General features: G+C 49.2%; 13 protein-coding genes and 1 pseudogene. 4 read left to right on the top strand and 10 right to left on the bottom strand.

Translation table 11 applies throughout. The annotated features are described in order from the left end of the window. Positions 1 to 78 precede the first annotated feature (78 nt). The 9 genes from ACY2VW_RS00920 to ACY2VW_RS00960 all read right to left on the bottom strand — a co-directional run bounded on the left by ACY2VW_RS00920 (position 79) and on the right by ACY2VW_RS00960 (position 9118). Positions 79 to 1299 (bottom strand): ATP-binding protein, encoded by a 1221-nt coding sequence (locus ACY2VW_RS00920; RefSeq protein ID WP_461876684.1) that lies wholly within the window; start codon positions 1297 to 1299, stop codon positions 79 to 81. Then, the gene (locus tag ACY2VW_RS00925) at positions 1296 to 2243 is read right to left on the bottom strand and encodes a glycosyltransferase family 2 protein (protein ID WP_461876685.1); all 948 of its coding nucleotides are present in this window, start codon (positions 2241 to 2243) and stop codon (positions 1296 to 1298) included. The genes ACY2VW_RS00920 and ACY2VW_RS00925 overlap by 4 nt, the downstream gene beginning before the upstream one ends. Then, entirely contained in the window at positions 2240 to 3214 is a 975-nt protein-coding gene (locus ACY2VW_RS00930) for a 1-aminocyclopropane-1-carboxylate deaminase/D-cysteine desulfhydrase (RefSeq protein WP_461876686.1), read from the bottom strand. The genes ACY2VW_RS00925 and ACY2VW_RS00930 overlap by 4 nt, the downstream gene beginning before the upstream one ends. A gap of 288 nt (positions 3215 to 3502) precedes the next feature. Then, positions 3503 to 4621, bottom strand: coding sequence for a M20/M25/M40 family metallo-hydrolase (locus ACY2VW_RS00935; RefSeq protein ID WP_461876687.1), 1119 nt, complete (start codon positions 4619 to 4621; stop codon positions 3503 to 3505). Between the two features lie 127 nt (positions 4622 to 4748). Beyond that, on the bottom strand, positions 4749 to 5507 hold the full coding sequence (locus ACY2VW_RS00940; RefSeq protein ID WP_461873693.1) for an amino acid ABC transporter ATP-binding protein: 759 nt from the start codon (positions 5505 to 5507) through the stop codon (positions 4749 to 4751). Then, positions 5494 to 6246: an amino acid ABC transporter permease gene (locus tag ACY2VW_RS00945; RefSeq protein ID WP_022462083.1), complete on the bottom strand. Its 753-nt coding sequence runs from the start codon at positions 6244 to 6246 to the stop codon at positions 5494 to 5496. Before ACY2VW_RS00945 ends, ACY2VW_RS00940 begins: the two co-directional genes overlap by 14 nt. Positions 6247 to 6261: 15 nt before the next feature. Continuing rightward, on the bottom strand, positions 6262 to 6762 hold the full coding sequence (locus ACY2VW_RS00950; RefSeq protein ID WP_461876688.1) for a GNAT family N-acetyltransferase: 501 nt from the start codon (positions 6760 to 6762) through the stop codon (positions 6262 to 6264). 95 nt (positions 6763 to 6857) lie between these two features. Continuing rightward, complete coding sequence (locus tag ACY2VW_RS00955) at positions 6858 to 7781, bottom strand: transporter substrate-binding domain-containing protein (protein ID WP_461876689.1); 924 nt, start codon at positions 7779 to 7781, stop codon at positions 6858 to 6860. 98 nt (positions 7782 to 7879) lie between these two features. Next, positions 7880 to 9118, bottom strand: a complete 1239-nt coding sequence (locus tag ACY2VW_RS00960) for a glutathione S-transferase C-terminal domain-containing protein (RefSeq protein ID WP_461876690.1) — start codon at positions 9116 to 9118, stop codon at positions 7880 to 7882. Between the two features lie 622 nt (positions 9119 to 9740). On the opposite strand from ACY2VW_RS00960, the pseudogene ACY2VW_RS00965 reads away from it, so the two are divergent. The 4 genes and pseudogenes from ACY2VW_RS00965 to ACY2VW_RS00980 form a co-directional block, all read left to right on the top strand. Continuing rightward, positions 9741 to 9869, top strand: a pseudogene (locus tag ACY2VW_RS00965) (glucuronate isomerase); the annotation flags it as partial. Between the two features lie 238 nt (positions 9870 to 10107). Further along, positions 10108 to 11361, top strand: coding sequence for an HlyC/CorC family transporter (locus ACY2VW_RS00970; protein WP_461876691.1), 1254 nt, complete (start codon positions 10108 to 10110; stop codon positions 11359 to 11361). A gap of 220 nt (positions 11362 to 11581) precedes the next feature. Beyond that, complete coding sequence (locus ACY2VW_RS00975) at positions 11582 to 13072, top strand: DUF1538 domain-containing protein (protein WP_461876692.1); 1491 nt, start codon at positions 11582 to 11584, stop codon at positions 13070 to 13072. A gap of 27 nt (positions 13073 to 13099) precedes the next feature. Next, positions 13100 to 13825 carry a P-II family nitrogen regulator gene (locus ACY2VW_RS00980; protein WP_461876693.1) on the top strand — a complete coding sequence of 242 codons (726 nt, stop codon included), beginning with the start codon at positions 13100 to 13102 and terminating at the stop codon, positions 13823 to 13825. Here the strand turns inward: ACY2VW_RS00980 and ACY2VW_RS00985 are convergent. Beyond that, on the bottom strand, positions 13761 to 14735 hold the full coding sequence (locus ACY2VW_RS00985; RefSeq protein WP_461876694.1) for an AraC family transcriptional regulator: 975 nt from the start codon (positions 14733 to 14735) through the stop codon (positions 13761 to 13763). The genes ACY2VW_RS00980 and ACY2VW_RS00985 overlap by 65 nt on opposite strands.

Raw genomic sequence — 14735 nt, forward strand, 5'->3', positions numbered from 1 at the left:
GATATTGATATGCCTGGCAACACAAAACCCGGAATCCTTTCGCTCCTCTTCTGAGGTTTTGAAAAGATTCCGGGTTTTTTATTTTTCTGTTTTCTCTTCCCAGATTGTCTCCAGATTTTTTCCATCAATCCAGATACAGCGGTACACCCGCTTCATCTGCTCATCCAGTTCCGCTTCCCGGTCCGTCTTTACAATCACATGGCCGATCCGGTCAGTTCCATCTGCCATGGCAGAAACTTCATGCCCCTCCGGATAATCCAGGACAAGCTCCAGCCCTTCCTGACGCAGACGTTCGATCTGCTCCCGGTCAATTTGTGTGATGGTTCCGCTTACCGGGCTCAGCAGCAGCTTTGCCATGCACGGACAGCTTTCCGTCTGCTGAAAGTCTGTTTCTTCCCCGAGGGCGCTTTTGATCATCTGCTCATAAAAATCAAATCCGTAATACGTTGAAATCAGCTCCGGAATGCAGGTTGCTCCGGTTCTTCCGCCCATCTCAATGATCCAGACCTTTTCGCCGTCCACAAAGACATCCGCATTGACGGAGCACTGATCGGCACCGGACGCGGTGACGGCCATCTGCATCTGGCGGGCAATTTCTTCCCGCAGTGCCCCGCTGCATCCATACGGAAATGCGTGGCCGACCGGAACGGTCGTGTGTGCGCCGCGGTATACAAATTTCGTGTGCGGTGCCAGAAAGACTAATTTGTGGTTCTGCACAAATCCATCCGCGCCGATCTCCGTTCCGCGGAGGAAATTTTCAACCAGCACATAATCTCTTGCCGAACCGTTTCTCGCATTTTCATACGCTTCTTCGATCTGTCCGGAATGCTCCACCACGGTAATTCCGCGGCTTCCTGAACTGTCCACCCGTTTTACGACAACCGGGTATCCAAGCTGTTCTGCGGCTTTTTGTGCCTCCTCTGCGCTTCTTACCCGCATCCCGTCTGCCGCGGAAACGCCGCCCTGCCGGAATGCGTCTTTCATCTTTGCCTTATCGGTCAGAATTTCCGCCGCCTCATACGGAATGCCGGACAAATGCATCTTTTCACAGACATAGCCGATTGTGCTGACGGCCACATCGGTTCCCGATGTACAGATTCCGTCGATCTGTTCTTTTTCCGCCGCCGCAAGAATCGCTTCTTTATCCCGCGTATTCAGTTCATAAATTTTATCTGCAAGTGCAAACCCCGGATAATCGCCGGGAATACTCACTACGACCGTGTAAAGACCCATTCTGCGTGCAGTCCGGATCAGCGGCACCTGGTAAATACCGGCGCCTAAAATCATGATTTTTTTCACTTTTTTTCTTCCTCATCAGATACGTTAATGGTTTCCCGCACAATATACTGCGGCGTGCGGTTCAGAATCAGAATCATCTTTCCGAGGTATTCTCCGATGATGCCGAGCACCATCAGAATCAATCCGGAAAAGACAACGATGGCGCAGATCGTCGAAGACCAGCCAACCATCACGGTCGGATCGATGAGCTTTCGGATGGCAATCATGATGGCTGCCAGAAAACCGCCGGCTGCAGAAACTCCGCCGAGAACGGACGATATGCGAAGCGGAATTACAGAATAGTTCCAGTAGGCAAGCCACAATTTGATCAGTTTCTTTAACGTATAGTTGGAAGTTCCCACTGCACGTTTGAAATGCTCCACCTTTACATTTCCGATTTTGTGTGTCGTGCGGTAGAAAATGCCGTCAATATAGGGATTGAAGCTGTCGTATTTTACCACCTCGTCCTTAATCTGGCGGGTAATCATCCAGAAATTGCTGGAAACGATGTCTTTTGGCCGTCCGAGAAGAATCCGGGAGGAAACTTCGTTCAGTTTGCTGGTGACATTTTTCAGGAACGAATTTTTCCGTTTCGGATAGCAGCCGTAAACCAGATCGTATCCTTCTTCCATCTTGTGGATCAGTTTGCTGATCTGGGACGGATGTGTCTGCATGTCATCGTCCATGCCGAGAATAAAGTCTCCTTCGGTGTAGTGGAGTGCCGCCATCAGCGCATTGTGCTGGCCGAAATTGCGCAGCAGGTTGATGCCCTTGACATTCTGATACTGCTCACCGAGCTTCTTGATCTCCCCATACGTATTGTCTTTCGGGGAACCGTCGTTCACCAGGACAAATTCGCAGTCATATCCGTCCATTTTCTTGAATTCTTCCATCACCATCTCTACAACTTTCCGGATCGTTGCCTCGGAATTATAGCATGGAATGACTATTGAAATCAGTTTCATTTTTTTCCTCCATCGGTATCGTTCAGAATGCAGTCATAGAACAGCGGCGTGCCTCCGGTATGGATAAAAAGCACATCGCAGTCCTGTAACTGATGTTCTTCTATGTACTGCTTCATTCCCCAGAATGCCTTTCCGGTGTACGTCGGATCCAGCGGAAGGCCGTTCCGGCAGAATTCTTCCCGGATCACCTGTAAAATCCGCTCATCGTACTGGCCGTATCCGCCCTGGCGGTATCCCATTTCCAAGTGAAGCTCCTGCTCCCATCCGTCCGGCAGCACCAGCTGATTCTTCGCAAAATAATCGGAAATGCCGCTCTCCATGATGCGGATGGCGCGGTCGTACTCGCGGGATGAAATCGAAAGGCCGATGATCTGCTCCGTTCCCTGCTCGAGCAGTTTTCCGCTTACCAGGCCGCACTGGGTCGAGCCGGTTCCGGATGCCGCAAAGATATGAGAAAAAGAAATGTTCTGTTCTTTCTCCCACGCACGAATCTCGCGGTAGCCATCCACGTAGGCCTGTACCGGTGTGCCTTCATTGCCCGTTCCGAATTTATCGCCGAAAATATAATATGGGTGATATCCCTCTTCTGTCAAACGGTTCATCGTCTGCTCGACGGTCTGTGCAATCTCTGTTTTTCTGCACGGAATGACTTCGGCTCCGAGCCATTTCATCAGACGGCTGTTGTTGGTTTCGATCGGGTGTTCTTCGTTTTCTTCGGAAGAACAGATCATATAGCATGGAATCTTTTCCGCACAGCACAGGTTCGCCAGCACACGGCAGAGGTTGGATCTGCTGTTTCCGTAAATGATCATGCAGTCTTTGTTTTTCTCCTGCATGTCACGGAAAAAGGCGCGTCCGATCCGCACTTTGTTTCCGCCCAGGGAAAATGGGAGAAGATCCTCTCTCTTGCAGTACAATCGGACGTTTCTGTCGTTTGGAAATTCCAGTTTCTGAATTGGTGTACGTATCATTGTTTTTCCTCTTTTATTCTTGTTTCAACTCACAGTCGGTATTTTCACGGAGTCTGACATGTCGAAGTTTCTTTTAACAATTCATCCCACCGCTTTAGAAGCGGGGGACTTCTTGTCTACTGGTGTTAAATTCCGGCATGTACCGGAAGCTTTTCCCTATTATAGACTATTTTTCTCTGCGTGGCAAGCCGTGCCGGAAACAGGAAAAGTCCGCCGGTTTTTGTTTTCACATCTGCCGGCGGGCTTTGGGGATTTTTTACGTATTCTGTTTTTTCGTCCGGGATCTGTTCAGGCTTCCTGCGGTGCGGCAAGATTGGCCACAATCCGCGCCACCTGGGCTATCTCCGGGATTTTTGTGTACTCGGCGCAGCTGTGTACCTGATTCATCGAGGTTGCGATGACAAGCCCTTCGATGCCGTGCTGTGCAAAGACGTTGTTGTCGCTGCCGCCGAAAGTTTTTTCGAATGCAGCGGTCAGGCCTTCTTCTGCAACGGCGCTCTCGTAATGTTTTGCGGCGGCGCTGGTGAGCGGTGTCTCATAGGCGTGGATATTCAGCTTTTCTTCCCAGACCAGCTTCGCACCAATCTTCTCTGCCTCCTGCTGGAAGGTTCTGTGATACGTTTCCAGAAGCTCCATCGCCGTCTCGTGGTTCAGGCTTCGGATTTCGCCTTCAATCACGCAGCTCTCCGAAATGATATTGGTGCCGGAGCCGCCGCCGATTTTTCCAATGTTGGCAGTGGTGCTTTCATCCACGTGGCCCTGCGGAAGCTGTGCGACTGCGCGGGCGGCCGCCTGGATGCTGTTGATGCCGTCCTCCGGGTGAAAACCTGCATGGGCGGCTTTTCCCTGGATTTCTGCTTTAAAAGATACAAGGGTCGGAGCTGCATAGGCTGCCGCGCCGATTGCCCCGCTCAGGTCCAGAACGTACGCTTCTTTTGCCTGCACCTGGCTGTAATCGAAGGCATTCGCACCTTTGCAGTACAGCTCCTCACCAGTTGAAATCAGGATTTCGATCGGGCGGTGCGGCGCTCCTGCCTCAGTGATGTGGCGCACGGCCTCATAGATCGCGGTCACACCGGCCAGATCATCGGCGCCGAGAACAGTTGTGCCGTCGCTCGTTACGGTTCCGTCATCGTGGAAAACAGCCTTTTTCCCTTTTGCGGGCTCCACCGTGTCCATGTGGGCGGCAAAGAGAACCGGCACACCGTCAATACTGCCCGGGATGCGTGCAAACAGATTGCCCGCATTCGAACCGGTCTGCTCCTGTGTATGATCTTCTGTAAAATTCACTCCGATTTCGGCGAATTTTGCTTTCAGAGTGTCCGCCATCTCGCGCTCCTCCAAGGACGGCGAATCAATCGACACCAGCTCTGCCAAAAACTCCCCGATTCTTTTTTCATCTATCATATCCAACTACCTTCTTTCTTTGGCTGCGTCCGCAGTGCGGGCTTTCGCCCTATCAAAAGAGAATAAAACAGAAAATTTCGTGCGAGCACTAAATTTCCTGCTTCATTCTCTTTTGGCACTGCTCAATTTAAATAACATACTCCGGCTGCGCCATAATATGCATCTTGCTGAAGAACTCTCTCGTTCTCTGATTCTGCGGATGCTCGAATACTTCCTTCGGAGTTCCGTCTTCTACTACATGGCCTTTATCAAGGAAGATCACACGGTTCGACACATGGCGGATAAAGTTCATCTCATGGGAAACCAGAAGCATTGTATATCCCTGTGCCGCAACTTTTTTAATAACATCCAGAACCTCTCCAACCAGCTCCGGGTCAAGGGCTGAAGTCGGCTCGTCGAGCAGCAGAATCTGCGGTTTCATGGCAAGGGCTCTTGCGAGCGCCACCCTCTGCTGCTGTCCGCCGGACATATGTTTCGGATAGTGGTTTGCCCATTTCTCCATGCCGACCAGTTTCAGTTCTTCTAATGCAATGGCTCTGGCCTCGTCTTTTTTCATCTTCTTGACAACAATCAGGCCTTCCATCACATTTTCCAGTGCGGTTTTCTTCTCAAACAGATTGAACCGCTGGAACACCATTCCTGTGTTCTGTCTTAAATACAGAAGCTCTTTCGGTTTCCGCTCGGAAAGGTCGATCACCTTGTCCCCGATCGTCACCGTTCCCTTCTCCGGTGTCTCAAGGCGGTTAACGCAGCGCAGAAGCGTTGATTTTCCGGTTCCGGAAGGACCGATGATTCCCACAACATCGCCCTGTTTGATCTCGAGGCTGATGTCGTCGAGCACCACGTTGTCGTTATATTTTTTGGATAAATGATCAATTTTTATCATTTTTCTTACCCTCCCCGTTTGCGGACGCCAGCTCTACCTGGTCCGGAATCCGGATTTTATTTTCAATTACGCGGATGATCTGCTCGATCACCAGCGTTACCAGCCAGTAAATGATGGCCAGTGAAACGTAAACTTCAAAGTAGCGATACGTTCTTCCTCCAATAATCTGGCCCTGTGCGGTAATCTCGACAACAGCGCAGGTAAAGGCAAGAGACGTTCCTTTGATGATACTGATAAAAGAGTTTCCAAGGGTCGGAAGCGCAACCTCAAAGGCCTCCGGCAGAATGATGCGGCGCAGTGTCTGCGGATATGTCATGCCGAGCGCATGCGCTGCTTCGATCTGGCCCGGGTCAACGGACTGCAGGGCTGAACGGATAATCTCAGCCATAAAGCCCGACTGGTTCAGTCCCAGAGCGATCATTGCATAGACAAAACCGGAAATATTGGCAACCGCCAGATTCGTTCCGAACTGCTGGTTGATTGCCTTGAACATCATGGGAATACCAAAGAACGCAACGTACAGCTGTACGATGACCGGCGTGCCGCGGAGCAGTGAAATCAGAAGATTCGTAATCTGCGTCAGCACTCTGATTTTTTTCATTTTGATGATCGCCATCACAAGTCCCAGTCCCAGTCCGATCAGCATGGAAACCACGGCCAGCTCCAGCGTGATCGGCAGCTTTGTCAGCAATTCTGGTATGGATGAAAATACCAGTGAAACGTCAAATAATTTTCCCATGATTTTTTTCCTCTCTTACACGTATTTTTCTACCAGTACACAGGTAAAGCCAAGATTTTTCTTCGGCTTTTTCGGCTCTTCGTCTTTCTTCGGTGCATGGTGGTCGTATACCGACAGGTCAGCGTCCGGATTTAGTTTGTAGCCTAATTTCTCATAAAAGCCTGCGGCGCGGTCCTGGCTCGTGATGACGATGTGAGCGACACCATATTCTTTCAGCCATTTCTCAGCGGCTTCGATCAGCACGCGGCCGTATCCGCTTTTCTGTTTTTCTCTGACAACACAGACACGCTCGATTTTTCCTGTCTTCTCTGCCGGGAATGCGATGCGGCAGCCGGCTACCGGCTTGTGATCTTCTGTCAGCAGAATCGCCTGCAGATCATCTTTGCTCTCGTCCTGTCCGAATTCCAGTTCAATCGGAATGTTCTGTCCCAGACAGAACGCATCGGTTCTGACGTAATCATATGCTTTGTATTTCCACTCTTCGCTTCCCTTTTCTACCCGGTAAATTTCTGCCATGTTTTTCGCTCCTTTTAGAATTGGGAAACGGATGTTCTCGATCCGCTTCCCGTCTGTTTTGTAATCTCTTCTGTTTTTATTTCGAAAACGATGTACTAGTTTGGTGTCTCATCAAAGTATTTCTCGTCCGGGCTGGTGTCCACGCCAAGATACTCGGTTGTGATCTTGGAAAGGGTTCCGTCCTCTTTCATCTCTTTTAAGGCTTTGTCAACATCCTCGCGGAGTGCTGCGCCCTCTTCGTTCTTTCCAAACAGGAAATAAGTATTGTTCTGCGGGAACAGGAAATCTTCGGTCTCCTCATCGATCTCGTTTGCTTCCAGCTGACCTTCCAGTCCGAACTGCGGAAGCAGGTTGTCGATGATCGGTCCGTCGTCGATTGCCACATCAGCGGTTCCATCTACGATGTGCTGGTAGCGGACCTGGAAGTTTGCATTGGAATATACGATATTGATCTGGTGATCCGGGTTGTCTGCATTCCATTTTTCCAGTGCATTTGCGGTAAGGCTTCCTGCACTCAGCTCAATTTTGTATCCGCGGTCTGCCAGATCGGTAAGAGAAGTCAGCGGCTCATCGCCGGTTCTCTGAATGTATTCGTTGAAGCTGGTTTTATATGGTAAAGAGAAGTAGTAGGATTCTGCTCTCTCATCGGTATATCCATAGTTGTTGACTGCGATGTCGTACTGACCGCTCAGCACACCCTGCAGTGCATCTGCCTGCTCAATTTTCAGTTCATACTGCGGAAGGCGGTTGAACACTTCTTTTACGATATCGATATCGACACCGGTCAGCTCGTTGTCATCATTTACGTAAAAGTACGGTGCCAGTGTGCCGCTTGTTACAGCTTTGATCACTTTTTTCTCACCGGAATCCGATGCGGAGCTGCCGTCTGCGGAAGATGATGCTGCGGAACCACTGCTGCTTCCTGCACTTGCTGATGCATTGCTTCCGCATCCTGCAAAGCTTGCTGCCAAAAGGCCCGCCGCTGCCAGTACTGCCCAGAATTTCTTTGTCTTTTTCATAATAAAATCCTCCTCATTTTCTCGTTCTTTTCAGTTCCGGCCGCGCCCCGGCTGCCTGAGAGTGTTCCACCAAGGCGCCCCGGATTCTTCTGTTTTTCTTATAAAAGTCCTTTCAGCGGATTAATCGATGCATCCACGGAAAGTACGCCGTTCTTCGGGTTTCTGTCTTCCCATTTCGGACTGTTCCAGATCGTTTTTGAGATTTCTCCTGCGTAATCCTCGTAGGTCTCTCCCTCCGGATGGCGAAGGAATACTTCGTCCGGTGTTTTGCTGAGTGTTCTTCTCGATCCATCGTCTGCCATCAGCTTCTCGAAATCTACTTTTGCAAGGATTCGTTCGTTGTATCCGCGGAAGAGAACCTCACCTAATTTCTTTCCAGGTCTCGAAAGTGCCAGCACCTGCGGATCGCTTCCGTGACGGAAGGCCGGGATCGCATACAGCTCTTTTAAGTAGCCCCAGATATTTTTGTACTCACGAATCGGTTTCTTCACCGGTCCTACGTTGTGGAAGTAGCTGACATCCCAACGGATCAGAGTGACGTAAGCGCGGACATCGCTGTCGGTGATGTAGTCGCCGAACAGGAAACGGTTCGTCTCCAGCCGTTTGTCCAGCTTATCGAGGGATTCATAGAAATCTTCGTATGCCTCATCGTATGCTTCCGGTGACTGGCAGAATGCCATGCGGTAATGGCCGTTGTTGACATGCGGGAAGAGCCAGTCGTTAAACTCATCGATCTCTTTCCGGAATTTTTTCGGGTACAGGTCCGGCGCATCTTTTGGCTGGAATGGACGGAACTGCACTTCGAGGTAGTTCGTCAGGCGGTGATAATCGTTGTTCACAGCCTTTTTCTCTTTGACATCCACCAGGGTCGGTGTCGTTGCTCTTCCTTTGAAGTCCGGGTTTGCTCTTTTATAGAACTCACTTAAGAAGTAAGCGCCTGTCGCCGGATCCTTGAAATCCGGATACTGTCCGAATGCATGTCCGTAACGGTTTGTCTCGCCGGATGGGGAAACTCTCGTCTCCGAGATCACATCCTGCAGTCCCAAAAGCTCCCGCACGATGATCGGACGGTTGGACCAGTTGCATCCGGTTGCCCAGTAGATCCCGAAGCGGTTTGCTTCTGCTTTCAGGTCGCCTTCTTTATCGCCGAATGGCTGGATAAATGCATTTGGCTGACGGATGAAAGCGCCGCGCTCATCGATCTCTACAAGGGTTTCATTTGGTCTTGGGTCTACTCCGACTTCTGCTGCAAACTGTTCTGCCAGTGCATCGGTGTATTTGATTTCTTCGGTTTCTTTATTTTCAACTGGGGTGAAGCTGCATCCGCATCCGCTCATGTTTTGTCCTCCGTTTTTCTATGTCTGTTTATTATCTATTCTTATTTTGTTCATTCGCATTTCTTCTAAAAAAGGTTAAAAAAACAGCAGGCATTCGTTCCGGCCTGCCCGCACATGCAATTTCTGCTATGCTTTTTCTGCCTGCGAATGTTTCTTATTTTTCTTTCTTCTGATTGGAGCTGCAGCAACAGCAACAACACATCTCCATCATTCTGTTCTCCTGCATTCGTCTGTTGTCTGTTTTTTTCATTTGCTGTTCTCCTTTCCTACTAAGTCGATATGTTTTATGTGTTTTTCGATTACATGGCATATTATAATGCATATTTTTTCTATGCGCAACCCATAAAACGCCTTTTGGTAATTGTTATTTTGATGAATCACTTATAGGTTTTTCCTATTGGTTAGTCATACCAGAAAGATATTACTTATCACACCTGTAGGCTGATTTTGCTTTTTCCCGGCCAACCGCCGCAACTTTTGCAATGTGCTCAAAATTTGATACCGTTACCTTAGAGCAGATCCGCCGGATATGATCCGTTCCTTAAAAGGACGCATCCACTTCGCCCACATCCGCAATCTGAAGTTCCACAGCCAGCAGGATTTTCGCATGAACGATTTCGCCTTTGCCCCGATGCTTGCAAGCATGGCTGGAAACTGGGTGGAAAACGGGGAGTACCCGGCGAACCTGGAGTTTCTGAAAGAGATGGTAGAAAATATCAGCTACAACAATGCTGTTTCATATTTCCTGTGATTTTCGCATGCCTTATTGACAATTATTCCCACATACCGTACAATAAAAGGGATTACTGATCAACGAAAGGATTACAGAAACATGGACGACTCAGGCAGTATGCCTCGACGATGCTTTATTTTCATGATTTGATAAACGGAGACATAATCTATCTTTGATTCCGCCAGATTCAAGATAGGTTATGTCTTTTTGTACATTTTTTGCATCGTGTCCCGGTTTCCTAAGAAAGGAAAAACAAATGAACAGCGACATTGTGTCACTCATCATCATTCTCATCTGCGTCATGCTCTCAGCCTACTTTTCGGCGACGGAGACTTCTTTCACCTCGCTGAACCGCATCCGCATGAAAAATATGGCAGAAAAAGGCGACAAGCGGGCGGAACTGGTGTTAAAGTTGCTGGAGAACTTTGACAAGCTGCTCTCCACGATTCTCGTCGGCAACAACATCGTCAACATCGGACTCAGCTCCCTTGCCACGGTGCTTTTTATCAAGCTTCTCGGCGGCGACTCCGGTGCGACGGTTTCCACGATCGTAACCACTATCGTGGTCCTGATCTTCGGCGAAGTTTCCCCGAAAAGCATTGCAAAAGAATCCCCGGAGACGATCGCCAAATTTTCCGCACCGTTTCTCCATATTCTGATGATCGTTCTGACCCCGGTGACGTTTCTCTTTTCCCAGTGGAAGAAGCTGCTCTCCCGCATCTTCAAATCCTCGGAAAACCACGGCATCACCGATGAGGAGCTGATGACCATCGTCGAGGAGGCGACCCAGGAGGGCGACATCGACGACCAGGAAGGCGATCTGATTCAGAATGCAATCGGCTTCATGGAGATGGAGGCCGCAGAGATTTTTACTCCGCGTGTCAACGTCATCGGCATTCCGCTCGATGCGACGAAATCCGAGATCGCTAAGACTTTCTCCGACACCGGATTTTCCCGGCTGCCGGTGTATGATGATGATATCGACCACATTGTGGGAATTGTGTATCAGAAGGATTTCCATAACCACATTTACCACACCAACAAACCGCTAAGCAGCATCATCCGCCCGGCGCTCTTTGTAACCGAGAATACGAAGGTCGGCCCGCTGCTGAAAAAAATGCAGGCGAAGAAATCGCATATTGCCATTATCATCGATGAATTCGGCGGCACAGACGGTATCATCACCATGGAAGATATCCTCGAAGAGCTCGTCGGCGAAATCTGGGATGAGCATGATGCGGTTGTACAGGAAATCCAGAAAGTTTCCGAAAACGAATACCTCGTGACCGGAACGGCAAGCATCGATAAGGTGTATGAAGAGCTCGATATTGACAAAGAATTTGACGTCTTTACGGTCAGCGGCTGGATCATGGGAATTCTTGAACGTGTACCAAAAGAGGGCGATCATTTTGTCTCAGACGGGCTTGATGTAACTGTATTGAAAATGGCAGACCGCAGAGTCGACAAAGTACGGATTGTGCGGCTCCCCAAAGAAGAAAACGAACAGTAAGCGATTGATATGATTTGCATACAAAAACGGATCGAACATCTCGATCCGTTTTTGTATGTTCTGTATCTCAATTTCGCATGGCTCTGAATGGTTACAAAAATTTTATAATCTGACACGTAGCGCAAATGACCTTCTCTATGGTATCATGGAATCATAACCAACTTAAAAGGAGGTCTGCCTGTTGCTTAAATTTCACCGAACAAATCTACAGGAAAAACTGATGGAAGCCCTGAAAGCAGTTCTGCCGATTATCGTTATTGTTTTGCTTCTTGGCTTCACGCTTGCCCCTCTTCCGTCCGGTGTTCTGACATCATTTCTGATCGGATCTGTTCTTTTGATTCTTGGCATGATGTTTTTTACCCTCGGAGCGGATCTGTCCATGACGACCATCGGCGAACGCGTTGGAACTGCCATGACGCGTTCCCGGAAACTACAGATTGTTCTGCCCCTGTCTTTCTTTCTTGGATTCATCATTACTATCTCAGAACCGGATCTGCAGGTGCTGGCCGAACAGGTTCCTTCGGTTCCAAACTCTGTGCTGATTCTGGTGATTGCCTGCGGCGTCGGTCTTTTTCTGGTCGTCGCATTACTTCGCATGCTGATTGGTATCTCACTTTCCCGGCTTTTAATTTTCTTTTACCTGATCGTATTTCTTCTCGCCTTCTTCGTCCCTGACAACTTTCTTGCTGTTGCCTTTGATGCAGGCGGTGTCACAACAGGTCCCATGACAGTTCCCTTTATCATGTCCCTCGGTGTCGGCATTGCTGCAATTCGAAGCGATAAACATGCTGCCGATGACAGTTTCGGACTTGTCGCTCTCTGCTCCATCGGCCCTGTGCTCTCGGTTCTTCTTCTGGCACTGATCTTTTCCCCGGAAGGAACCTATCTCATGCCCTCTGTCGCGGAACCGGCGGATTCTATCGCACTCTGGCAGATGTTTTATCGTGAGTTTCCTTCCTATATGAAAGAAATTGCGATTGCATTGCTCCCTATCATCGCATTTTTTGCTGTCTTTCAGATTGCTGTCTTAAAACTTGATCAAAAAACACTGGTGCGCATTATCATTGGTCTGGTTTACACGTATGTCGGTCTTGTTCTCTTCCTGACAGGTGTAAATGTCGGCTTTATGCCGGCCGGTATCCTTCTTGGCGAGCTTTTGATGTCACTTTCCTGTAAATGGCTCATCGTTCCCGTCGGCACACTCATCGGCTACTTTATCGTTATGGCCGAGCCTGCTGTTCACGTTCTGACACAACAGGTCGAGGAGATCACATCCGGCTCGATCCCCGCTTCTGCCATGCGCTACAGTCTCTCCATCGGTGTCGCCGTCTCTGTCGGTCTTTCCATGATCCGCGTTCTGGCCGGATTTTCGATCCTCTGGTTCCTGATCCCGGGCTACGGACTGGCACTGGGTCTTTCTTTCCTTGTGCCGAAAATTTTTACTGCGATTGCTTTTGACTCCGGCGGTGTTGCATCCGGCCCGATGACCACAACGTTTCTTCTTCCCTTTGCCATCGGTGCGTGCAGTGCTGCCGGCGGAAGCATCGTCTCTGACGCATTTGGCATTGTCGCTATGGTTGCCATGACACCGCTGATCACAATTCAGGTTCTCGGTGTGGTTTACCGGTTCGGTACACGGCACACCATGAAGGAGGAACCATCCCTTACCACCTGGGATATTCAGCATGATTTCGAAATTATGGAACTGTAAATACCGCATCAAAAGGAGGAACCTCGGATGCATCCATTTTATCTTATGCTCACTGTGGCAGACCGCAGACTGGGCGAAAAATATCTGAATTTTTATCTGGAACACCAGATTGACATTCAGTTTGTCACTCTGGGACGTGGTACCGTCAGGGATGACATGCTGGACTATTTTGGTCTGGAAAGCCATGAGAAAGCGATCCTCTTTTCCCTCATCTCACTGGAACAGTGGCTGGAAATCCAGCATGGTTTGTGGAAACAGCTTCATATTGACATTCCCGGAACGGGAATCGCATTTCTCATCCCCTTAAGCAGTATCGGCAGTCGTGGACTGTTTACCTATCTCTCCCAGAAACTGAACGTTGAACCGAATAAGGAGGAAACCATCTTGCAAAATACAGAATATGAAATGATTGTAGCCGTCACAAACCAGGGATATACCGAACCTGTCATGCAGGCAGCACGCAGCGCAGGCGCTGGCGGTGGCACAGTAATCCATGCAAAAGGCACTGGTATGGAGGGTATGGGAAAATTCTTTGGTGTTACACTCGCTGCTGAAAAAGAAATGATCTTTATCGTCACAGAGACTGCAAAGAAGAAACAGATCATGCAGACCATTATGGAACAGGCCGGCATGACCACAAAAGCAAAAACCATTCTCTTTTCCCTGCCGGTCACCCATGTATGCGGTCTTACGCCATCGGATGCGTTTTCTCCACTCGATACTTCTTCGGTGACATCCCATACCGCTCCTTGAAAATCCGATGAAAATAACTCATATTCTCATACCCGACCCGCTCACTGATGTCCGCCACGGAAAGTCCCGTTGTCTCCAACAGATAGGCAGCCTGGATCAGGCGCTTGTTCTGTACAAGCTCGGTATAATTCTTTCCGGTCAGGCGACGGATCATACGGCTTAAGGTATAAAAATCGTAGTGAAGTTCTTCCGAAAGCTCCAAAAGGCTCCCTTCGCGGTAATGCTCCTCTATGTAGCGGTATACACCAAGCAGCATCTCCTGCTCAAAATACTGCTCCCCCACCTGTACACGGTCGGTATAGTTCATCAGCTGCAAAAATAAAAGCCCCATCGTAATCTGATTGATGCTTCGCTTATTGCTCTGATGATGCAATAATGTCCAGACAAGGTTTTCAATCAGATTCTGCACCGGAAGAACATCCGCGATTTTGTAATGCAGATAGCAAAGCGGTGCCTCCCCACTTTTCAGACAACCGACAATAAAATCCTTCAGCTGATTCTCTTCCGTCCCAATCATCTGCAGCGTCTGGTCGAAAAATTCCGGCAGAATCAAAAAGTTGACCGCGATATCGTCATGTCCCGCCGGTTCAATTTCCTGTACTGCGCTCTGATTCAGAATCAGCAGCTCTCCCGTTTTTAACTCGATCCGGTCACCATTGATCGTATGAACAGTGCTTCCCTGACACATGTAAATTATCTCGACATAATTGTGACTGTGTGCAGGGAAACGGATAAACCGCGTATGTGGCCGGATGTCAATCAGTTTTCCCCGCTCCAGCAGCTTTCCCGCATCCATCACAAACTTCTGCCCGCTCGAATACCGCTCTTTTTCTACTTCTGTCTTTCCGTCCAGAATCGCCTGCTCCTCCTCGGTGATCCGGGACAGCTCTGCTATAATTTCCTGTTTCAC

Source organism: Fusicatenibacter sp., from assembly GCF_977045365.1.